The sequence below is a fragment of the Streptomyces sp. NPDC127129 genome (assembly GCF_042671585.1).
Lineage (GTDB): Bacteria > Actinomycetota > Actinomycetes > Streptomycetales > Streptomycetaceae > Streptomyces.
The window spans coordinates 289,794-309,323 of record NZ_JBHXTV010000002.1; the positions used below are offsets into that span (position 1 = coordinate 289,794).

General features: G+C 70.7%; 22 protein-coding genes. 5 read left to right on the top strand and 17 right to left on the bottom strand.

What is annotated here, in order from left to right:
- Nucleotides 1–5: 5 nt before the first annotated feature.
- The 11 genes from ACFVGW_RS04620 to ACFVGW_RS04670 form a co-directional block, all read right to left on the bottom strand.
- Nucleotides 6–527, bottom strand: coding sequence for a phage tail protein (locus ACFVGW_RS04620; RefSeq protein WP_352186719.1), 522 nt, complete (start codon nt 525–527; stop codon nt 6–8).
- An 11-nt stretch (nt 528–538) separates the two neighbouring features.
- The gene (locus ACFVGW_RS04625; protein ID WP_385850766.1) at nt 539–2,086 is read right to left on the bottom strand and encodes a phage tail sheath family protein; all 1,548 of its coding nucleotides are present in this window, start codon (nt 2,084–2,086) and stop codon (nt 539–541) included.
- Between the two features lie 73 nt (nt 2,087–2,159).
- A complete protein-coding gene (locus ACFVGW_RS04630) occupies nt 2,160–2,909 on the bottom strand; it encodes a BTAD domain-containing putative transcriptional regulator (RefSeq protein ID WP_385850767.1) in 750 nt (249 codons plus the stop codon).
- 228 nt (nt 2,910–3,137) lie between these two features.
- On the bottom strand, nt 3,138–3,575 hold the full coding sequence (locus ACFVGW_RS04635; RefSeq protein ID WP_385850768.1) for a gas vesicle protein K: 438 nt from the start codon (nt 3,573–3,575) through the stop codon (nt 3,138–3,140).
- Entirely contained in the window at nt 3,572–3,787 is a 216-nt protein-coding gene (locus ACFVGW_RS04640) for a gas vesicle protein (RefSeq protein ID WP_385850769.1), read from the bottom strand. The genes ACFVGW_RS04635 and ACFVGW_RS04640 overlap by 4 nt, the downstream gene beginning before the upstream one ends.
- Complete coding sequence (locus ACFVGW_RS04645; RefSeq protein WP_385850770.1) at nt 3,784–4,746, bottom strand: GvpL/GvpF family gas vesicle protein; 963 nt, start codon at nt 4,744–4,746, stop codon at nt 3,784–3,786. The genes ACFVGW_RS04640 and ACFVGW_RS04645 overlap by 4 nt, the downstream gene beginning before the upstream one ends.
- The gene (gvpJ, locus tag ACFVGW_RS04650; RefSeq protein ID WP_385850771.1) at nt 4,743–5,222 is read right to left on the bottom strand and encodes a gas vesicle protein GvpJ; all 480 of its coding nucleotides are present in this window, start codon (nt 5,220–5,222) and stop codon (nt 4,743–4,745) included. The genes ACFVGW_RS04645 and gvpJ (ACFVGW_RS04650) overlap by 4 nt, the downstream gene beginning before the upstream one ends.
- A 21-nt stretch (nt 5,223–5,243) precedes the next feature.
- Nucleotides 5,244–5,492 carry a gas vesicle protein GvpG gene (locus tag ACFVGW_RS04655; protein ID WP_385850772.1) on the bottom strand — a complete coding sequence of 83 codons (249 nt, stop codon included), beginning with the start codon at nt 5,490–5,492 and terminating at the stop codon, nt 5,244–5,246.
- A 54-nt stretch (nt 5,493–5,546) separates the two neighbouring features.
- Nucleotides 5,547–6,263: a GvpL/GvpF family gas vesicle protein gene (locus ACFVGW_RS04660; protein ID WP_385850773.1), complete on the bottom strand. Its 717-nt coding sequence runs from the start codon at nt 6,261–6,263 to the stop codon at nt 5,547–5,549.
- 3 nt (nt 6,264–6,266) lie between these two features.
- Nucleotides 6,267–6,770: a gas vesicle protein GvpJ gene (gvpJ, locus tag ACFVGW_RS04665; RefSeq protein WP_385850774.1), complete on the bottom strand. Its 504-nt coding sequence runs from the start codon at nt 6,768–6,770 to the stop codon at nt 6,267–6,269.
- A 28-nt stretch (nt 6,771–6,798) separates the two neighbouring features.
- Entirely contained in the window at nt 6,799–7,170 is a 372-nt protein-coding gene (locus ACFVGW_RS04670) for a gas vesicle protein (RefSeq protein ID WP_385850775.1), read from the bottom strand.
- 197 nt (nt 7,171–7,367) lie between these two features.
- On the opposite strand from ACFVGW_RS04670, the gene ACFVGW_RS04675 reads away from it, so the two are divergent.
- The gene (locus tag ACFVGW_RS04675) at nt 7,368–8,351 is read left to right on the top strand and encodes a histone protein (RefSeq protein ID WP_385850776.1); all 984 of its coding nucleotides are present in this window, start codon (nt 7,368–7,370) and stop codon (nt 8,349–8,351) included.
- 3 nt (nt 8,352–8,354) lie between these two features.
- The gene (locus ACFVGW_RS04680) at nt 8,355–9,443 is read left to right on the top strand and encodes an SRPBCC family protein (RefSeq protein ID WP_385850777.1); all 1,089 of its coding nucleotides are present in this window, start codon (nt 8,355–8,357) and stop codon (nt 9,441–9,443) included.
- Nucleotides 9,444–9,567: 124 nt separating this feature from the next.
- On the opposite strand, the gene ACFVGW_RS04685 is transcribed toward ACFVGW_RS04680, so the two are convergent.
- The 3 genes from ACFVGW_RS04685 to ACFVGW_RS04695 all read right to left on the bottom strand — a co-directional run bounded on the left by ACFVGW_RS04685 (nt 9,568) and on the right by ACFVGW_RS04695 (nt 10,819).
- Nucleotides 9,568–9,741 carry a CsbD family protein gene (locus tag ACFVGW_RS04685; RefSeq protein ID WP_385850778.1) on the bottom strand — a complete coding sequence of 58 codons (174 nt, stop codon included), beginning with the start codon at nt 9,739–9,741 and terminating at the stop codon, nt 9,568–9,570.
- A gap of 140 nt (nt 9,742–9,881) precedes the next feature.
- On the bottom strand, nt 9,882–10,055 hold the full coding sequence (locus tag ACFVGW_RS04690; RefSeq protein ID WP_352186732.1) for a hypothetical protein: 174 nt from the start codon (nt 10,053–10,055) through the stop codon (nt 9,882–9,884).
- Nucleotides 10,056–10,117: 62 nt separating this feature from the next.
- Complete coding sequence (locus ACFVGW_RS04695; protein WP_385850779.1) at nt 10,118–10,819, bottom strand: HAD family hydrolase; 702 nt, start codon at nt 10,817–10,819, stop codon at nt 10,118–10,120.
- Between the two features lie 529 nt (nt 10,820–11,348).
- Here ACFVGW_RS04695 and ACFVGW_RS04700 point away from each other — a divergent pair.
- Nucleotides 11,349–12,245 (top strand): oxygenase MpaB family protein, encoded by an 897-nt coding sequence (locus ACFVGW_RS04700; protein WP_385850780.1) that lies wholly within the window; start codon nt 11,349–11,351, stop codon nt 12,243–12,245.
- 39 nt (nt 12,246–12,284) lie between these two features.
- Here the strand turns inward: ACFVGW_RS04700 and ACFVGW_RS04705 are convergent, their stop codons facing one another.
- On the bottom strand, nt 12,285–12,890 hold the full coding sequence (locus ACFVGW_RS04705) for a GPP34 family phosphoprotein (protein ID WP_385850781.1): 606 nt from the start codon (nt 12,888–12,890) through the stop codon (nt 12,285–12,287).
- A 347-nt stretch (nt 12,891–13,237) separates the two neighbouring features.
- Between ACFVGW_RS04705 and ACFVGW_RS04710 the strand changes: the two genes are divergently transcribed.
- On the top strand, nt 13,238–13,825 hold the full coding sequence (locus ACFVGW_RS04710; RefSeq protein WP_385850782.1) for an RNA polymerase sigma factor: 588 nt from the start codon (nt 13,238–13,240) through the stop codon (nt 13,823–13,825).
- 50 nt (nt 13,826–13,875) lie between these two features.
- Entirely contained in the window at nt 13,876–14,196 is a 321-nt protein-coding gene (locus tag ACFVGW_RS04715) for a hypothetical protein (protein ID WP_385851012.1), read from the top strand.
- Nucleotides 14,197–14,241: 45 nt separating this feature from the next.
- On the opposite strand, the gene ACFVGW_RS04720 is transcribed toward ACFVGW_RS04715, so the two are convergent.
- Together ACFVGW_RS04720 and ACFVGW_RS04725 are read right to left on the bottom strand one after the other, a co-directional pair.
- Complete coding sequence (locus tag ACFVGW_RS04720) at nt 14,242–18,306, bottom strand: hypothetical protein (protein WP_385850783.1); 4,065 nt, start codon at nt 18,304–18,306, stop codon at nt 14,242–14,244.
- Between the two features lie 155 nt (nt 18,307–18,461).
- Entirely contained in the window at nt 18,462–19,499 is a 1,038-nt protein-coding gene (locus ACFVGW_RS04725) for a multicopper oxidase domain-containing protein (RefSeq protein WP_385850784.1), read from the bottom strand.
- Nucleotides 19,500–19,530 lie beyond the last annotated feature (31 nt).

Genomic DNA, 19,530 nt, shown 5'->3' on the forward strand with positions numbered 1-19,530 from the left:
CACTCCTACGGCTCGACGAACGAGGGCTCTTGCGGTTCGACCACGTCCACGTCGCGCTCCCAGCCCTCGTGTTCGAGCTTGAGCGTCTGGATGGCCACGGCGTTGGCGTTGGAGTCGAGTTCGGGAAGGGACTGGAACTCGGAGACCCAGGCGCGGAAGACCTTGTAGGCGAGGACGAGCTGGCCCGCCTCGTTGTACAGCTCGATGATCAGGTCCTTGCGGAAGTCCTTGAGGGAGACCTCGGCGCCGAGCGTGGAGCCGAAGTTCCAGACCTTGTTGGCCCACTGCTCGAACTCGACGTCGTGGGTCACACCGCGGGTGAGCGTGATCGCCTCGTACTTCGTGCGGCCCGGTGACTTGCGCGCCGTGGAGGGGTCGGCTCCGTCGCGGTGCTCGACGACCTCGGTGGTGCGCTTGAGGGCGCTCACCTTGCTGACGCCGGCGACGAAACGGCCGTCCCATTTCACCCTGAACTTGAAGTTCTTGTACGGATCGAAGCGCTGGGCGTTGACGCTGAACTGTGCCATGGGGTCGGCTCCTAGGCGGGGATCTGGCCGGCGATCTGCTGCAGCCGGAGGACGACGAACTCGGCGGGCTTGAGCGGTGCGAAGCCGACGAGGATGTTGACGACGCCGAGGTTGATGTCGGTCTGGGTGGTGGTCGTCGCGTCGCACTTGACGAAGTACGCCTCGCGGGCGGTCTTGCCCTGGAAGGCGCCCTGGCGGAACAGGGTGTTGAGGAAGGCGCCGATGTTCAGGCGGAGTTGTGCCCAGAGGGGCTCGTCGTTCGGTTCGAAGACGGCCCACTGGATGCCGCGGAACAGGCTCTCCTCGATGAACAGGGCGGTCCTGCGCACCGGGAGGTACTTCCACTCAGATGCGATCCGGTCCGCGCCGTTGCGGGTGCGGGCTCCCCAGACCACGTGCCCCGCCCCGGGCGCCAGGCGAAGGCAGTTCACCGCCAGAGGGTTGAGCTGCCCGATGTCGCCGTCGGTCAGCGGCACGGACAGCGCGGTGGCCCCGGGCAGGGTGGCGTCGAGCCCGGCCGGGGCCTTCCACACTCCCCGGGTGGCGTCGGTCCGGGCGATCGCACCGGCGACGGCCCCGGACGGCGCGAAACGCATGACCTGGTTGTCGCGGAGCGGATCCGGCTGCCTGATCGCGGGGAAGTAGACGGCGGCGTTCTTGCTGCTGGTGAACGTCGCCAGGCCGGTGACGGCCTGCGCCACCGACGTCCAGGCCTGGGGCGGGTCGAGCACGACGACGGCGCGGCGCTTGTCGGCGTAGGCGACGGCCGCCGTGACGACCGCGGCATCGACGTCACGATCGCCCGGATCACCGGCGCCCGCATAGGGCGGGATGACGAGCAGGTTGAAGAGATCGGCGTGCTCCAGGGCGTAGAGCCCCTTCTTGTCCGCCTCGAAATTGGTGCCGGAGGTGATGTCGGCGGCGGTGATCGCTCCGCCGTCGCCGCCTCCGGTGGCAGTGGCCTCCACCGGGAAGTTGGCGTGCGGCGCGGTGGGGAGCGATGCGGTCGGATCGGTCCGGACGAGCGTGGATCCTGCCGCGAGAACGAGGTCGACGCGGCGGGCGGAACCGGAGACGTACGAGACGTTGCGGAAGACCTCCTTGACCCCGGTCGCCTGGTCGAGGACGGTCAGGTTGAAGAGCGCCGGATCCTTCGACCCGTCGTCGTTCGTCCGGACGTCGTTGTCCACGATCGCCTTCAGCTTCGCGCCCCAGGCGCCGGGCGAGGCCGCGAGGAGCTTCAGCCGCTTGTTCCCGGTACCGATGCTGATGGCCGCGGTGTCGTCGGTGGCGGCGGCGTGGACCCGGACGACGAGGGCGGTGCCGCCGCCCTGCTGGAAGAAGTCCCTGACGGAGTACCCCAGATGGCTGTCCGACCAGAGCCCGCCGAAGGTGCGCTCGAAGTCGGCGTAGGACGTGAGCGTGACGGGCTTGTGGAGCGGGCCGCGCAGGGCGCGGCCGACGAACGCGGTGACCGAGGTGGGGACACCGGTGATCGTGCGCACACCACTGGACAGCTCATCCACGTACACGCCGGGGTAGGACAATTGCACCGCCATCTGCTTTCCCTCCGCCAGGTCGTCTGTTGTCCCTTGCTTATCCGGTACGTGTCACCGCGGCGTCACCGCTCGATCACCGGCCGGATCGGGGAGCCACGACCTGTCCCCGGGCCATCGCCGTCAGCTGCGCCGAGGGCCGCAGCCCCAGCTCGGCGTCGAGCAGTCTGCGGAACCACTCGTAGTGCCGGACCGCGTCGACGGCGTTCCCCTCGGACAGGTGCACGGCGATGACCGCCCGGCTGGCGGTCTCGCGCAGCGGCTCCAGGCGCACGGCCTCGAAGGCCAGCTCCAGGGCACCGGCGTGGGAACCCTCGCCGGCCATGCGGTGGGCGGCCGCCTCCAGTGCGTGCAGCCGGAGCTGGCGAGTGTGCTCCTGCTCGAGCACCACCCACTCGTCGTACCACCCCGGCAGCAGTTCACCGGCCCGTAGCAGCCAGGCGTAACCGTCGTCGTCCACCGGCGGCGGCTGGGCGCCGGTGGACGGTCGCAGTATCCGCCGGACGCGGGCCGTGAACTCCCGGTGGTCGACGACCGTGTCGGGTGCCAGGGCGACGTTGGTCCCGCGGGCGACCACCAGGTCGGGTACCGCCCGGTTGACCCGCCACACGGCTGTCCGCAGGCTGGGCAGCGACTTCTCCTCGGGCGCCTCGGGCCACAGCGCGGCGGCGGCGGCCGATCGGCCGGCGCCGGTCCGCAGTGCGAGATAGGCCACCAGGCGCTGCCCGCTCGGCGGCACGGAGACGGCACGGTCGGCGCGCAGGACGGCGAATCCGTCGAGGAGCCGGATGGTGGCGGGATAGATGGCGACGCTCGGAACGGACATGCGATTCCTCACTCAGGGTGATGAACGAGCGATTCGATCGCAGAAGGTAGCCGAGAGCCGAGGGGAACGACCGGACGAGGCGACCAGGTGGTCGCCTCCGGCCGGGAGACCGAGGGCCCTGGGAACCGGCATCGCGCGGTGGGAGTCGTGCGTCAGGTGTCGACGTACCGGGTGAAGGCCTTCGGAGGGATCAGGTTGACGATCCGTTGCCGGGCGGGGCGGGTTCCGTCAGTCCTGAGGTGGCAGCAGCGGGCCGAGGGGGCCGAGGTCGAGGTTGAGGTCGGCCAGTGTGTAGCCGTGTTCGGCGCAGAGGTCGGCCAGGGCGTCGTGCAGGGCCATCAGCGTGGCGCCCAGCTCCTCCTCCTGTTCGTCGGTGAGGTCTCCCGCGTCGACGCGGCGCAGCGCCTGCCTCTCGATGAGCTGGCGGAGCAACTCCACCAGTGTGAGGACCAGTTTGAGGAGGTCCTCCTCCACCGATTCGCGGTCGGCGCGGATCCGGCGTGCGGGACGCGGCGGTTCGCCGGCTCGGGCGGGCGGTGCCTGAAGGAGCCGGAACGCGTTGCTCAGCGCGGGGCCGACCTCGCGCAGGGGTGCGGAGGCGTCGGGGAGCGCGTCCCCGTCCCGGGAGGCTGCGCGCTTCCTCCGCTCCGTACCGCCGTTCGTCACGCCTGCCCCCGGTCCACCGTCGTGAACGGGTCCGACTCCGCGTCGACGGAGACGATGAGGGCCCTGAGCGAGATGCGGACGAGGTCGATGTCGGCGATCGACAGCACGATGTCGCCCGAGAGGACCACTCCCCCGCTGAGCAGCCGGTCGAGCAGGTCGACCAGGGCGACCTGGCGACCGGGCAGGGCCTCGGTGGACCGTGCGACGGTCATGGTGTTCGCCCGTCCCTCTGGACGGATCGCTGCGGGGCCGGCGGCTCGGAGGTGGCGGGCTCGGAAGCGGGCGGTTCGGAGGCGGTGGGCTCGGAGGTGGCGGGCTCGGAGGCGGTGGGCTCGGAAGCGGGCGGCGGCATGGCGAAGGAGTACGGGGCCCATGGCCCGGTCACCTCCATGCGTACGCCGTCGACGCCCTCCATCGCCCCGGTGAGCGCGCTCCTGAACTCGTCGGCCCGGTCGGCGGGAACGAGGTAGGCGTCGTTGAGGACGTTCTCCTCCGGGCCCGCCAGCGCGCCTCGTTGGGCCGGGTGTCGTACGCGATGGGTGCTGAACCGGGAGGCCAGCTCCTCCACCCGCGCGGCGGCGCGCTCGGCGGGCTCGTAACGGCTCTCACGTGCGTGGTGCTGTGCCCTGCGGCTGCGCAGATAGGCCTTGCCGGGGCTGAGTGACGATGTGTCCGGGGAATCGGCGGAGTTGACACCGTTCTCCGGAGGCGCCGCGGGGCTGACGTACAGCTTGACGCCGAACTCGCTCCGGCCGCGCAGCAGGGAGAGCCGTTCGGCGAACGCGTGCCGCTGGGCGGCGAGGGCCTGACGGGCGCGTTCGTCGTTCTGGTACACGGTGGCCATCCGCAGCGGGAGGACGGTGCCGTGGCGGCCGACGGCCTGGACGACCTCGTGGTGGGAGCGGGCGACCCCCTCGAGCCACTCCAGGTCCTCGAACCGTTCCTTCAGGTTCGGTTCGTCGAACTCGTCCGCAGGGACACGGCTGGAGACGAACGCGACGGCATCAGGACCGCTGCCCTGCTCGGCGCCGGTGTCCACGTCCGGTCGATGCCCGCCGAGGAGGAACACGGGTGCTCCGGAGATCCCTTGAACGCCGTCGAGGGATGCGCGCAGCGCCGGGGTGTCGGCGGCCACGGCGTACACGTAGGTGAGTCCCTCCCGACCGTTCATGCCCCACGCCCTCGGGGTGCTCGGCGGCGGGGGGCGGGGCCTTCTTCTCCGAGTACCCGGTCGGCTTGCGTCCGGGTGTCCGCGTCCGCCTCGGGGTCCGCGTCCGCCTCGGTGCCGGACGGCTCGCGGCCGGCGGCGAGCGCGTCTCGTCGTAGCTCGTCCAACTCCGCGCGAAGCCGCCGGTTCTCCTCCGCCAGGGCACCGCCCGTGTGCTTCGAGGAGAGCGCCGGATCGTGCTCCCACCAGTCGATGCCCATCTCCTTCGCCTTGTCCACGGACGCGACCACGAGCCGGAGCTTGATCGTGAGGAGTTCGATGTCGAGCAGGTTGATACGGATGTCCCCTGCGATGACGATGCCCTTGTCGAGGACGCGTTCGAGGATGTCCGCGAGATTGGCGGACGAACTCGGACCGTACGGCGCCGGGGCCGCGCGGGAGGGAGCGGACCCGAACCTGTCGGGTAGGGGTTCAGACACGTGACCGTCCTCGATTCCGGGTCATGACATCCCCTGCCGATAGGCCGTGATCTCCTCCAGCCGGTCGATCAGCTCGTCCTCGCGCCGGTCGAAGGTCTCCTGGTCGATCTCCCCGCTGACGAGCCGGCTCTCCAGCTCCGCGAGCTCACGCCAGACGGGAGCGGGGTCGTAGTACTCCTCCTCGGCCTTCTCCGTCACTCGTTCGGCGACCCAGACGACACCGCGCACCGGGGCCAGCGGGAGGGTCAGCAGCTGTGTCAGCAGTCCCATGCGTCGCTCTCTCCTTCCCATCGCGTCATCGCGCCCAGCACCTTCCGAAGGTCATCACTGTACGAAGCTGTACGGTGGCAGAGGGCCGCTGAGCCGGCACTCGACGCCTCCGTCGATCTCGCGGGCCATGTTCGACTGGGCCGTCAGGAACTCGTCCTTGCGGTCGTCCGGGATCAGCAGGGAGACGTTGAGGAAGTCGCTGCCGGACGCCGGCCGGAGCGCGTGCTCACGGGCGAACGGGAGGAGCGCCTCGACCAGCCCGGACGCCAGGGCCTCCTGCCTGTCCTGAACCTGTGCCGAGACCAGCTGCCCGAGCGCCAGCGGCAGCTGCGGGTCCTGGTCCCCGGCCCGTATCCGCTCGTTGAGCTCTCGGGCCTCGGGCGATTCCCAGAGGATCTGCCGGAGGAGCACCTCTTCGTCCTGCGACGCCCTCAGGTGGTACTCGGCGCAGCCGGCGAGCCGTTCGAGGGTGTCGCGATAGCCGTCCGCGTCCCTGCGGAGGACCTCCTCCACCGACGAGTCGTCGGCGGCGGTGTAGCCGAACTGCAGCGGCAGGACGGGCCCGTCCCGCATGAGCCGCTCCTGCACCTCCTGGTGGGTCAGCAGGTCACGCCGCTTGGGCCGGATCTCCTCGGAGATGTCGCTGACCACCGCGCACAGCGACCCGGAAGCCACGGCGCGTACGGGTGAGGGGTCGTATCCGACGCCGGTCAGCCCCTTCAGGTCGAGGGGGTGACTCTGCGCGGTGATGGCGTAGACGTAGAGGGCCATCGGTCACTCCTTCTCCCGGCGCGTCGGCCGTCGGGCGGGCCGCCGCCGTCGGGGAGCAGGCTCCTTCTCCGGCTCTTCCTCGTCCACTTCGTCTTCCAGCTCCTCGGGTTCCTCCTCGGACTCCTCGTCGGGTTCCTCTTCGTCGGACCCGCCTGTCAGGGACTCCTTCACCGCTTCGACCGCCCCGCTGAGCGCTCCCTTGGACTTGCCGCGGGCCCCGCCCTCCGCCATGTTTCCGACGACCTCCGGAAGCTGGGCGGGTGCCTTGCGGCCCGCTTCGAGGTCGAGCCGGTTGCACGCTTCGGCGAAGCGCAGGTACGTGTCCACGCTGGCAACGACGATCCGCGCGTCGATCTTGATGAGCTCGATGCCCACCAGCGAGACGCGGACGAAGACATCGATCACCAGACCGCGGTCCAGGATCAGCTCGAGGACGTCGTAGAGACTGCTGCTGGAGCCCCTGCCGCCGGTGCCGACGGCGCTGCCGCTCTGCGGCACCATGGTCATGGCGCCTCCCTTCACGGCGGACCGGGTCTCAGGTCGGCCGATCGATCATTCCGCGGTTGTAGCGACGAGTTCGTTCGAAGGAGATCAACGCCCCTTCCTCGTCCAACTCGACTCTGTAACTGGCGAGCACACTGGTCGTGTCGGGGATCCGTTCGAGCTCCAGTACTTCCACCTGGGCTTCCCATCCCGACTCGGTCGGTTTGAGCGAGGAAACGGATTCGGGCGGTCTCCCGAGGAGTTCGGCGAGTTGGCCGGCGGCGGAACTCATCGCCGTGGCGGCGCTGACGGTCTTCTTCGACCCGCTCGACGCGGATCGCCGCCGAGCGGGTGGACGCTTCTCGCGTCCCTCGTCGGCGCGCGACGCGGCCCGCCTGGGACGAGCCGGATCTGTTGCGGCCATATGTCACTTCCAGAGGACGTACCGCCATAAACGGCTAGAATTCCATCATATAGGGGTAAGTGTCATGCCCGGGAGTGCAGGCTCCTAGCGCCCGAGCGGCGGCCTTCATGGGCGACGGCGCGAATGCGCGGCCCGGGTCGGATGTTCCTGTCGAGGCGACGAAGAGGCCGCAGGCGCCCGGTGAAGGGACATGAGTCATGGAGGACACGACCAAAATCGCCCTGGCGGCCGCGGTGGCCGGGGGCTACGTACTGGGACGGACCAAGAAGGCTCGCGTTGCCTTCAGCATCGCGACCTACCTGGCGGGGCGACGCTTCGGTCTCGACCCGAAGCAGCTCGTGACGCAGGGCCTCACCGCCCTCAAGGACATACCGCAGGTCGCGGAGATAGGCGATCAGCTTCGGGGAGAGGCTCTCGACGCCGGCCGGCAGGCGCTCTCCGCGGCGGCCAACCGCAAGCTCGTGGACCTCGCCGACTCGCTCCACTCACGCACGCTGGCGATCGGCAGGGGGGATGAGGAGGACGAGGACGAGGACGAGGACGAGGGTCGCTACGAGGACGAGGAGGAGTACGAGCCCGAGGAGGAGTACGAGGACGAGGACGAGGAGACGGAGGACGGGGAGGAAGAGCCCGAGAAGTACGAGGGAGAGGACGAGGAGGACTGGGAGGAGGAAGAAGAAGAGCCCGAGGAGCCCGAGGAGCCCGAGGAGCCCGAGGACGAGGAGGAGGCGGACAAGCCGCGTGCACGGCGGTCCTCACGTACGACGTCCCAGCGTCGCGGCGCGGCGAAATCGTCCGCCCCGGCGAAGAAGTCGGCAGCACCGGCGAAGAGGGCACCCGCCAAGAAGACCGCGGCGAAGAAGACAGCGGGCACGAGGCCGGCGGCGAAGAGGAGCACGGCACCCGCCAAGAAGTCCGCCCCCGCAAAGAAGACCACATCCGCCAAGAAATCCGCCCCCGCGAAGAAGACCGCAACCGCCAAGAAGTCCGCCCCCGCGAAGAAGGCGGCATCCGGCCCGGCGAAGAAGACGGCGGCGCGCAAGACGACGGCGAAGAAGGCACCCGCCAAGAAGTCCGCGGCGAAGAAGGCACCCGCGAAGAAGACTGCGGCGCGCAAGAGCCCGGCACGCAAGTCGGCAGCGAAGAAGACGGCAGCGCGCAAGCCGTCGACGCGGAGGTAGGTCATGGCATCGGAAGACCGCAGCCAGAAGAAGGAGTCCGCCTCCGGGATGGAGCGACTGTTCAGCGAACTGGGCGACTTCCTCTCGGCCCAGACCGGCCAACTGGCCGAGAAGGCCACGGACAAGCTCGGGGACGTCACCGACCAGCTCAACGACGTGGCCGAGAACGGCGGCAAACTCACGGACATCGGCGGTCGCATGCTCAAGGGGGACTCGCCGGTCAAAGCGATCGTGGGACAGCAGTTCGGTGCGATGAAGGACAAGGTCACCGATGCGGCCTCGAACCTGTTCGGCAAGGGCAAGGGCAAGCGGAAGAGCGGGAGCCAGAAGATCACCAGCATCGTCGAGACCATGGATGTGGGCGCTCCGCTCCGCAGGGTCTACGACCACTGGACCCAGTACGAGGACTTCAGCGGATTCACCAAGGGCGTGCGCGACGTCTCGCAGGGCGACGAGACCACCAGCGACTGGAAGGTCAAGGTGGGCCCTTCGACCCGTAGTTGGAAGGCGACCGTCCAGGAGCAGGTCCCTGACGAGTGCATCGTCTGGACCTCCGAGGGAGCCAAGGGCTCGACGAGAGGCTGCGTCAGCTTCCACGAGCTGGGCCCGTCCCTCACCCGGGTCCTCCTCACCGTCGAGTACTACCCCTCGGGCTTCTTCGAGAAGACAGGGAACCTCTGGCGCGCGCAGGGCCGCCGACTGCGGCTGGACATGAAGCACTTCCGCCGTCACGTCACGCTCACCGACGACGAGCCGGAAGGGTGGCGCGGCGAGATCCGCGACGGCGAAGTGGTCCGCACGCACGAGGAGGCCCTCGAGGCGGAGGAAGCAGAAGAGGAAGAGGGCGAACCCGGCGAGGAGGAAGACGAGGACGAAGAAGGGCAGGAGCCTGAGGAGGGGTACGAGGACGAGTACGAGGACGGCTACGACGACGAGGAGGAGGACGAGGACGCCGAGCCCGAGGAGGAGTACGAGGAGGACGAGGAGGACGAAGAGGGTTACGCGGACGAAGACGCCGACGAGGATGAGGATGAGGACGAAGAAGAAGAGGACGAAGAAGAGACAGTCGGCCGCCGCCGGCGTCGGCGCTGATTCTTCCCCCGCTCCCCCGGCGCACGCTCGATCCCCACGGCAGAGGAGCGGCCCTTGAAGGGCCGCTCCTCTGCCGTGGGGATCGAGCTACCACCGGATGCGTGGTCCGGTTCGGCGGGCCCGGTCAGTGCTTCAGCGTGTCCTTGGCTTTCTGAGCCGTCTGCTTCGCGTCGGCCGCTGCCTGCTCCGCCCGCCCCTTCATCTCCAGGCTCTCGTTCCCGGTCGCCTTGCCCGTGGTCTCCTTCACCTTGCCCTTGGTGGACTTCGCCATGTTCTTGGCCTTCTTGCCTGCAGCCATGATCTTCACCTTTCTCGAAGCGATTTCCTAACCGCTCCCGGCATTGAGTCCTCCGCCGGGAGCCGGTGTGTCGTCTACCCCGTAATCCGCCCCGCATGCCCGATACATACCTTTTGCGAATGCCGTTCAGCACGGGGCACTCAGCGCTTGAAGACGTCCTTGCCCTTCTCCTTGGCCTCTCGCGCCTTGCCGCGCGACTCCAGAGCGGCGCCCTTCGCGGCGGTGGTCCTGTCGCCGCTCGCGTTCGCAACCTTTCTTACGGCCTTTCCGGTGATCTGCTCGGCCTTGGCCTTGGCTTTTTCCTTGCCACTCATATCGGCTCTCCCTCGAGAATCTCTTTCAGCGCCTACCCGCGACCCGGAATCGGAATCGGAATCTAGGATTCCAAGCGGCTCGGTCTTCCCAGCGGGCTCGTGTCGACCCGTCGGAGCAGTTCTGCCGCGTCCTCGTACACGGCGACCGCTCCCGCCTTCTCCAGCTCCTCGCGGGACGCGCCGCCCGTGAGGACGGCGACGCAGGGCACTCCGGCCCGGCCGGCGGCTTCGACGTCCCACACCGTGTCGCCGACGAAGACGGCGTCCTCCGCCTCGGCACCCACCTCTTCCAGAGCCTGTTTCACCAGGTCGGGGGCGGGTTTCGTGGTGTCCACATCGCTGCCGGCGGTGGCCGCCGCGATCACCTCGTCGGCGTCGAGCGCCCGGCGGATCGCGGCCACCTCGTCCTCGGACGCCGAGCTGGCGAGGACCACGGTCCAGCCCCGGGCGGCCGTGGCGCGCAAGAGTTCGGCAGCACCCTCGAAGGGGCGGAGAACGTCGTACCAGACCGCGTAGAGCGCCCCGTGGGCGCCGGCGATCGACTCGTCGTCCGAGCGCGACCGGCCGGAGCCGAGCAGGCCGTCGAGGATCCGGTCCGCGCCCATCCCGATCGCCCGGTGGATCCGTGCCATGGGCACGTCGTGTCCGTGCTGTCGCAGGGCCTGCCACCAGGCGAGCGTGTGCAGGTACGTGGTGTCCACGAGCGTGCCGTCGAGGTCGAACAGAACCGCGCTCCGTCGGCCCTGTCCCGTGTGTGCAGCCATGTCCGGCTCCTGTCCTTGCTCGGCCCCTGTCCTTCCTCGCGCCGCTGCGGTTGCCCGCTCGGGGCGTGATGATGCGCGGAGGCCGTCAGGTGACGGGTTCAGGGGGCGACAGCGGGCCGGGCAGGGGCCCGGGGTGCGGCTGCGGCTCCGGGCGCGGTCCGGGCTGCGGCCGCGGGTCGGGTTCCGGCCGCGGCGGCGCCGGAGGGACGGGGTCCGGCCCGCCCGGCGGGGAGACGGGCCCCGGGACCGGACCCGGCTGGGGGCCGGGGCCGGGTCCGGGCGCCGGTGTGGGGCTCGGTGGTACGGGATCGTTGGGAGGCGTGCCCATGAGAACCACCTCGCTCGATTCGCTCCCCGGAGCCGCCATCGGCCGCGTCGGCGCCGGTGCCTGGGCCGGTGCCGGTGCCGGTGCCGGTCCTGCGGACGGCTTGTGCATGGTCGTGGCCATTCCACTCATGCCACTCGCGTGCCCGCGCGTATGCCGTCCATGCCGGCGGTTGTGCCGGCTGCGGCGAGACATACTGGATCTGTGCTCCGGCCATCGCCGTACCTCGGCAGATTGCGCGAGCGAGCCGGTGAGTCCCTGCTCTACCGGGTCGCGGGCCCCGAGGCGCACCAGAAGCGTGCGCGCATCCACGGCACGCCCGGGCCTCGGTGGTTCGGTCCCGAACGGCCGGTACGGCTCGTGCACGCGGACGCGTCGATGTACATCGGTGGCCTCGCCGCGCTCCTGCTGCAGTCCCTGCACCCGATCGCCATGGCGGCGGTCGCGGCGCACTCCGGATTCCAGGGGGACCCGTGGGGCCGCCTCCAGCGGACCAGCACGTTCCTGGCCGTGACGACGTTCGGGACGGTCGCGGACGCCGAGCGGGCGGTCGTCCGCGTCCGGGAGGTGCACGGGCGGATCCACGGCAGGACGGAGGCCGGGGCTGCGTACAGCGCCGCGGATCCGCACCTGCTCGCCTGGGTTCACGTCGCCGAGACGGAATGCTTCCTGCGTGCCTACCAGCGGTACGGGCGGCGACCGCTGGACCCCTCCGGGGAGGACGGGTACGTGGCCGACATGGCCCGGGTCGCGCGCGCTCTGGGCGCGGAGCGCCCGCCCGAGACGCGCGCCGAACTCACGGCCCGGCTCGCCGAGTACCGCCCCGAGCTGCGTGCCACCCGGGAATCCCGTGAGGCCGCGCGCTATCTGCTCTCCCGTCCTCCGCTGCCGGCCCCGGCCCGGCTTCCCTACGGTTTCCTGGCGGCCGCGGCGGTCGATCTGCTGCCCACGTGGGCGAGGGACTGGCTGGATCCGCCCCGGACCACGCGCGTCATGCTGCCGCTGGCGCGGCCCGGGGGGCGTACGATCACCGCCGCCGTCCGCTGGGCGATCACCTCGCTGCCGCCCCCGCAGGCGGGCGGGCGACAGAACTCCGGGTAGCCGGAGCGGCCGGCATGGGCGGTGAGGGCACGCGGCCCGTCAGACCGCCCGCCAGATGTTGTCGAAGGCCGCCTGCTCGACGTCCCGGCGCTGTCGAGCGGCCGCAAGCTCCAACTCGGCCTCGCCGACGGCGGCGACCACCGCCTCCACTCCGTCCGGCAGGTCCGCGGAGTCCACGGCTGCCTCGTCGTGGACTCCGACGGCCGTGGCGAGAGCGGTGAGTACGGGCTCGCGAGCCGTCATGCGGTCGGTCGCGCCGCTGCGCGCGGGGGAATCGAGGAGTTCCGGCTCACCCTCCGCCCGGAACGGCGTCCAGCGGCTGCGCTGCCGCGTGAGCAGCCCTTCCGCCTCCAGCGCCGTCAGATAGGCCGCGGCGAGGTCACGGCCCCGCCGCCAGAGCCAGTCCTCCACCGTCTCGTACGGCTCCTCCCGTACCAGCGCCGAGGCGGCGGCCTGCAACAGCGCGTCATCCGGTACGCGCTCGTCGGCCGGCACGATGTGATCGCCGTCCAGCTCGACGGCCCGCGCGGCGATCAGATCGATCAGCTCGGCTCCCGCGAGCCCGAGGGACAGCTCGCCCCGGTCCACCGTGCGACCGGGTGCCGCGTCCAGGGCGGTGAACAGTATGTCGCGCGGTGTGGTCATGGGTCAGCTCCTGTTGTCGGCGGGCGAGGACCGGGTCGGCCGGCAGGCGTGTCGCATGAGATCAGTGCTGAAGTCTACGGCCGTGCCCGGCGGGGCGGACGGGGGCCGGGCGCGGGGGCGGGCGAAAAACTTCGGCCGGAGGTGAATCCTCTCCGGCTCGCCCCGCCTCCTATCTGCGTACCGGCCGAACGCGCCGGCCAGAACAGGAAGGAACCCCCATGATGATGACGGGCCTCGTCGTGATCGGAGTGCTGCTCGTGGGCGCGTGCAGCTGGCACCTGATGCGCCGTTACAAGAGCCGCAGCTGACCAGACCCCGCCCACGGGCCTTTTCCGGAAACGAGCACCATGAACCCACGCTTCTCCTGGCCGGACGAACGGCTGATCAGGGCCGCTCAGGACGGCGACCTCACCTCGCTCACCACCGTCGTCATGGAATCGCAGCCGCATGTGCGCAAGTTCGCCCGTGCGCTGTGCGCCTCGCCGCAGGACGCGGAGGACGCGGCGCAGGAGGCACTGATCATCCTCTACCGGAAGATCGGCACCTTGCGGGCCACCGGCGCGCTCGCCTCGTGGATGTTCCGGATCGTGCGCAACGAATGCCTGCGGCAGGTACGGCTGTTCGCCTCACGGAGCGACGGGACCTCGGCCGAACCGGACGCCTCGCCGGAGCCTTCGGCCGAGGAGGCCGCCATGCACAGGCTGGAGGTGGAGCGGCTGGCGGCCGCGGTCGCGGCTCTGCCCCGTGACCAGCGGCAGGTCCTGATCATGCGGGACGTACAGGGCCTGCCCGGCAGGGCCGTCGCCCATGCGCTCGGTCTGAGCAACGCGGCGATGAAATCGCGGCTGCACCGAGCGCGTGCAGCGCTGCGCCACTCACTCGAGACAACCGATCAGGCCGTCGACCGACCAGTCGAAGGAGAGTCCTCACCGTGAACACCCCCACCACCGTGAAACCCCCGACCGCCGTGAACACTCTGACCACCGTGAAGACCGAGAAGCCCGCACAGCCCGGGCCACCGGACTTCGCCAGCAAGTCCGTCCCGCGCCACCTGGCGCGCGGCGTCATCGGCTTCGGGCTGATCATCGGCTCGATCGCCCTGGTGCCCTTCGTCGGCCCCGTCTCCCTGCTGGCCGCCCCGTTGGCGCTGATCGCCTTCCGCGGCTGCCCCACGTGCTGGATGGTCGGGCTGGCGCAGACCATCTCCCGCGGTCGGCTGGAACGCCAGTGCGAGGACGGGGTCTGCACCCTCGCCAAGGCCCATCCTGCGGCCGACCGCAACGCCCGGGACGCCTCCTCCCGATGACCGGCCCCGCCCCCGCTCGCCAACCGCACACGGCATGCCGTCAGGTCAGTTCGTACGGTCCTCCCAAGCCCGGGTGAACAGCGTGGGCAGCGGGGCGGAGGGCACCGCGGCCAGGTGTGCCGTCGAGCGGTGCTCCCTGGCCAGGGGCAGCAGGCCGAGCTTGGCCACCTCGATCGGGAGGCGCGGCGGCTTGCGCTCCTGCCATGCTCCCGGCAGGAAGAGGGAGCGGCCTGCCCGCGGCCTGGTGGCGCGCAGCACAAGTCCAGAGGAGCCGAGTTCGGCCTCGGCCGCCTTGAAACGGGCGGGCTTCCACCCGGTCCACGCCTTGACGTTGCGGTCCGTCGGATCCGGCAGGGCGAGCAGCATGAGGTACAGCGCGGCGGCGTCCTCGCTCAGTCCGAACGCCTGGGCGCACTCCTCCACCAGCTGCGGCACGGAGCGCGTGGGGTCCTGCTCCCAGCCCGGGGGCCGCTCGCCGTCGGTGGCGAGGTGTGCGCCGAGCGCGGCGAAGTCGTCGCTCAGCACGAGCCGCAGGTCCGCGAGGGCGGGCAGGCCGGACGGGCTGGGCAGCCACTGGGAGGGGAGTACGGAGTCGAGATACGCGTCCAACGTCTCCAGCAGCGGATCGTCCGGCCCCTTGAGCGCGGCGGGGTCCACGCACAGGTGACGCATGTCGTGCGCCGTGTCGGCCACTTCGGTCACCGCCGGATGAGCGGTGAGCGCTTCGGTGGAAGGAGGCTCGCCCATCAGGTAGTTGCTCTGCAGGGAGAAGAGCCGGAGGGGACCCGAGACCGAGGCCCTCTCCATGCACAGCCGGGTGATCGCCGCGCCGACCGCGGGGCGCAGCGGATCGCCGGCCGGGGTGCGGTAGGCGAGCCAGGCGGCGAGCCTGGGCAGGGCGAGGAGCTGGGGTTCACCCGCCAGGCCCGCCCTGTGGTCGTCGAGACACCGGTCCCCCAGGGCAATCCGACCGAGCAGTGCGGGCAGCCGCAGATTGGGCCACCAGGCCGGGTTCCCACGGAGCAACTCCCGGGACAGGGACGCCTCGCCCTTGGGCAGCAGCGTCTCCTTGGCGGCGAGGGGCAGCAGCGCGGTGGGGACGGGCAGAGGGCTGCCCAGTTCCTCGCGCCACCATGCGGCGGCACGGTCCACGTCGGGCCCCGTGGTCCACAGCTTCTCGGGGTCGTCGGGGAGGAGCCTGTCGTAGAGCGTGGCGAGGAACCGGGGGCCGAGTTCGGACAGCAGCCCCTCCGCCGCCTGGTCCGCCTCCGCCCGCCGGACCTTCCAGCGCTCCAGGTCGAAGGAGCTCTGACGGGAGAGGTAGACGCCCTGCGTCTCCAACTGGTGCGGCGTGCACCCGACGTGCGCCGTCAGCAGCACGGTGGCCTCGACCGGAGTGAGCCCCAGCCGTTCGGCGAATGCGTGGGCGAGGTCCGGGCGGGCCGGAGCCGGTCCGTGCTCCCGGTACAGCTCGGCGAACCGCGCGAACCAGGCGGCCGGGCGCACCGGCTCCAGTACGACCGCGCTCGTCAGCTTCACTCCCGCGGACGCCAGGGGGCCGTCCTCGGCGAAGGAACCGTCGGGTGCGTACTCCCACAGCGTCCGCAGGGGGTCTTTCCCTCCACTGACCAGTACGAAGGAGACGGAGGTCGCCGTCCGGTAGACCTTCCGCAAACGGGGCGCGTGGACATCGGCACGGTCCTCCGGCGCCTCGCAACGGACGAGTCGCCACCTTCCCCGTTCACCCGAGGCGACGGGGTGGGCGGCGTACGTCAGCAGTGTCTGTCCGGCCGAGTTGCGCGGCCTGGAGGAGACGGCGCACAGGGCGAGCGGCGCGGTGAAGGCGTGCGCCGCCAGGAAGTGGTCGTGGCGGAAGGAGATGTCGAACTCGGTGCTGGCCTGCGTGAGATCGCCGCCCCAGACGTCCGTCCCTTGCGTCGCGAGCCTCATCATCCGACGGCCCAGCCGGGTGAAGGGCTCTTCACGCCCGGCATCGGGGGCCGGCCTGGCGTCGTCCTCACCGGGGGTGAGGCATCGGACGAGCCGCTCGATACCGGCACGGCAGTTGACGGCCATGACGAGGGAGCGGGCGGCCAGGCTGGTGATGGGCTCGCCCAGCTGCGGCAGCGCTTCCATGATCGGTCCGCGATTGGGGCCCCGGACGCCCTCCCGGTCGACGCTGCCGGGCTGGAGTCCGGCCATCGCCTTCTCCGCCTCGGCGCGCGTGACGGTGTCCGGCAACTCGGCCATCAGCAGGGGCACGACGTCCACCGCCGCGAACTCCGCGGCTGCGTCCGCGTCCTTGAGGAGCAGTTCCGCCGCCACGCCCACGTGGACGAACCGGCCGAGGAGGAGGACCAGCTCCTCGAAGTCGACCCCCGCGCGCAGCTTCGCCCGCTCGCGGTCGCACCAGGCACGGATCTCCTCGTGCCCGACGGCGTTGTCGAAGAGCGCGGGGATCTCCTGCCAGCCCTTGGTCTCGTGCGGCTGGTACCAGGCGTTGGACGCCAGGTCCTCGGTGGTCATCTCCAGGTCGGCGCGCACCCGTGCCCGCAGCGCGCGTGCGAAGCGCGCGTCCGCCTGCAGATGCTTCAGTTCCGGTCGGCGGCCGAGCGCAAGGGCGTACAGCGGCGTCGGGCCGAGGCGCTCCGGCGGGTCGGCGACCGGCGCGCCGTGCTCCAGCAGAACGTCGATCAGGTCGAGAGGCGTCACGCCGTCGCCCCGTTCGCGGATCTTCCGATAGCGGAACTGCACGGGGACACCGTCGGCCGCCAGGCGCGGCGCGAGCAGCTCCGCGATCTCGTACATGACGGGCCAGGGGCCCTTCTGGTTGCTGTTCGTCCGGACACACCGGGCCAGCCAGGCCGCGGCCTCGCCGTCGGGCAGGCCCTCGGCCTCCCCGGTGAGCTGTGCCAGGGCACCCGTACGCTCCAGCAACGCCCGCCACAGCGTGGCGCTGTGGCCCCAGGGCCTCGGGCTCAGCTTCAGCACCTCCTGGACGGCCGTGGAGGCGTGCTCGCCCAGGAGGTCCATGGCCGAGCCCTTGAGGCAGTCGGTCCAGAACTTGTCGTCGGTCAGCGAGAGAGCGCCCGCGGCGAAGACCTCCCCGAGCAGTGTGGCCAGTTCCCTCTCGGGCTCCAGGCCGGCGGCCTTGGCGATCTTGCGCACGTCGGCGCCCAGCTGCGGGTACACCTCGGACGACGACCGGAGCCGTCGGACCGCCACCGTGCGGAAGCGGTCGACGTCCGCTCGGGTCGCCACCCCCTTGACCGCCAGGTCGCGGGCCCAGGCACGCAGGACCGTGGCCGAGAGGGCATCGCCGTCGGCGAACGCGAGGTAGCGGCCCAGCAGCCACTCGGCGTCGATCTTGCGCGCCTGCACGCGCTCGGCGGTCCGGGCCCGCCCGAACCAGGCCGCCGCCATGGCCGGCTCACGCTGCCGCAGGGCCAGGTCGGCCATCTCGTCGAGGAGCGTGATCAGCAGGTCGGGAGCCGACTCCTCCACTCCCTGAAGGACGCTGTCGATCTCCGCCTTGAAGATGTACTGCCATTCGTGCGTGTGTCCCTGCAGGGCGACGACCTTCTCGGTCGCCAGCTCCTCACGGCCCGGGTGGGCGGCGATGATCCGCTCGGGAAAGGGCAGCGTGCCGTCGGACGGGTCCGGTATGCCGGTGGAGAAGAAGCCGTCCGGCTCCCAGTGCTCCTCACGCATCAGGCGGTCGCGGTACGGGATGAGCTGCTCGGGGAGCAGCTGGGTCAGCGTGCGGCCGTCGTAGCCGGCGTAGGTGCGGGCCCACAGGCCGCCTTCGCCCAGCTCGTCGGTGAGCTCGACCTGCTCGGCCTCCAGCGCCTCCCGCCACAGCGGGTCGGCGTCGGCCAGCGCTCGCGGCACGCGCGCCCCGTCCTGCGCCCACTCCTGCGCCCGCAGACGGCACTCCTCGCGCTGATTCCTCAGATGCTTCCGTGCCTCGTGCAGCGCCCGGAGCCCCGGAGCCCCGGCGATGGCGCCGGGATACTCCTTCAGCTTCCGCCCCCGTGGGTTGCGGTAGACGACCTCCAGATCATCCGTCAGCTCTGCTGTGTAGCCGTTCTTCTCGACACGCGTGCCCATGTGCGCCCGTCTCCCCGTGGTGCTGATCGACGATCACACGCTACGCGGCGCCACTGACATCGCCGCGGGCACGTCGACCGGTGCACACCGGCGGCCGCCCGGACGCGCGGGCGGACCGCCACGGGCGGACCGCCGCGGGGGCCCGCCACGCCGCGTCAGTGGGCGTGGGCGCCACCGGCGGAAGCCCCGGTCGGCGGTCTCTCCGCCGCGGCGGTCGCGTGATGTGCTCCGTGGCCGTCGTGACCCGGGATCGTCCCGTCGGGTTTGGCCACCAGGAAGAGGCCGGCCATGCCCATGTCGGAATGGCTCTGGACGTGGCAGTGGTACATCCACGCCCCCGCCCCGACGTGCTCGCCCGCGACGACCTGGAAGCCGAACGAGTCCGCGGGGCCCGTGATCTTGTTGTCGACGACCCGGCTCGCATCGTCGGGGCCGGCCAGCAGACCCGTACGGTTGTCCGCCCAGCGATGACCGTGCATGTGGAACGTGTGGTAGTACTCGCCGTGGGTGATCATGACGATCTCCACCCGGTCGCCCACCGTGGCCAGGAAGTTGGGCGGGTCCGCCGCCGGCCGGTTGTTGATCGTCATGTCGTTGAAGACGATCGTGAACTGCTTGTCCGGGAGGATGTCGCCCTTGCGGCGCACCACCAGGCCGCCGTACAGGCCCTTGCGGATGCCTCCGGTGCCGTGGTCCGTGCCCACGACGTGGTCGTGGTAGTGCCAGTACCCGGCGCTGCCGGGGCGCCATGTGCCGTCGGAGCGGCGGCCGGGAACATGGGTGCGCCAGGTGTACGTGCGGGTGGCGCCCGGTTCGACATGGCTGCCGCTCATCCTCGTACCGTCGTTGTCGATGTCGTAGTCCACGCCGTGCGGGTGGAGGCTCACGGGGACGTCCATCAGGTTCTCGAACTCGACGTGGAGGGTGTCGCCCTCGTTGAGCTCGATGAGCGGGCCGGGCACGGTGGCCTTGCCCTTCTCCAGGCCGTACCCCATCCGTCCGTCGGCCAACTTCTCCGCGAACAGCCTGAGATGGCGTACCTGGCCGCCGGCCGGGGCAGTCCTCGGTGTGGCGGCCGTGACTGCCGTTCCGGGTGCGGCGTTGGAGGCGGAGGTGAGAGACAACGATGTCATGCCGGTCGCGGCGACGGCCCCGCCCGCGAGCAGGCGACGGTTGAAGCTGCGTCTGTCCATGTCGAACTCTCCGGTCTTCAGTGGAGATTGA

Coding starts and splice junctions, on each gene's coding strand:
- ACFVGW_RS04625 (WP_385850766.1), bottom strand. CDS start 2,086: ATGGCGGTGCAATTGTCCTACCCCGGCGTGTACGTGGATGAGCTGTCC.
- ACFVGW_RS04705 (WP_385850781.1), bottom strand. CDS start 12,890: ATGACCACACCGCGCGACATACTGTTCACCGCCCTGGACGCGGCACCC.
- ACFVGW_RS04645 (WP_385850770.1), bottom strand. CDS start 4,746: ATGAACGGTCGGGAGGGACTCACCTACGTGTACGCCGTGGCCGCCGAC.
- ACFVGW_RS04685 (WP_385850778.1), bottom strand. CDS start 9,741: ATGGCTGCAGGCAAGAAGGCCAAGAACATGGCGAAGTCCACCAAGGGC.
- ACFVGW_RS04640 (WP_385850769.1), bottom strand. CDS start 3,787: ATGACCGTCGCACGGTCCACCGAGGCCCTGCCCGGTCGCCAGGTCGCC.
- ACFVGW_RS04710 (WP_385850782.1), top strand. CDS start 13,238: ATGAACCCACGCTTCTCCTGGCCGGACGAACGGCTGATCAGGGCCGCT.
- ACFVGW_RS04655 (WP_385850772.1), bottom strand. CDS start 5,492: ATGGGACTGCTGACACAGCTGCTGACCCTCCCGCTGGCCCCGGTGCGC.
- ACFVGW_RS04670 (WP_385850775.1), bottom strand. CDS start 7,170: ATGGCCGCAACAGATCCGGCTCGTCCCAGGCGGGCCGCGTCGCGCGCC.
- ACFVGW_RS04630 (WP_385850767.1), bottom strand. CDS start 2,909: ATGTCCGTTCCGAGCGTCGCCATCTATCCCGCCACCATCCGGCTCCTC.
- ACFVGW_RS04695 (WP_385850779.1), bottom strand. CDS start 10,819: ATGGCTGCACACACGGGACAGGGCCGACGGAGCGCGGTTCTGTTCGAC.
- gvpJ (WP_385850774.1), bottom strand. CDS start 6,770: ATGACCATGGTGCCGCAGAGCGGCAGCGCCGTCGGCACCGGCGGCAGG.
- ACFVGW_RS04720 (WP_385850783.1), bottom strand. CDS start 18,306: ATGGGCACGCGTGTCGAGAAGAACGGCTACACAGCAGAGCTGACGGAT.
- ACFVGW_RS04620 (WP_352186719.1), bottom strand. CDS start 527: ATGGCACAGTTCAGCGTCAACGCCCAGCGCTTCGATCCGTACAAGAAC.
- ACFVGW_RS04725 (WP_385850784.1), bottom strand. CDS start 19,499: ATGGACAGACGCAGCTTCAACCGTCGCCTGCTCGCGGGCGGGGCCGTC.
- ACFVGW_RS04690 (WP_352186732.1), bottom strand. CDS start 10,055: ATGAGTGGCAAGGAAAAAGCCAAGGCCAAGGCCGAGCAGATCACCGGA.
- ACFVGW_RS04660 (WP_385850773.1), bottom strand. CDS start 6,263: ATGGCCCTCTACGTCTACGCCATCACCGCGCAGAGTCACCCCCTCGAC.
- ACFVGW_RS04675 (WP_385850776.1), top strand. CDS start 7,368: ATGGAGGACACGACCAAAATCGCCCTGGCGGCCGCGGTGGCCGGGGGC.
- ACFVGW_RS04680 (WP_385850777.1), top strand. CDS start 8,355: ATGGCATCGGAAGACCGCAGCCAGAAGAAGGAGTCCGCCTCCGGGATG.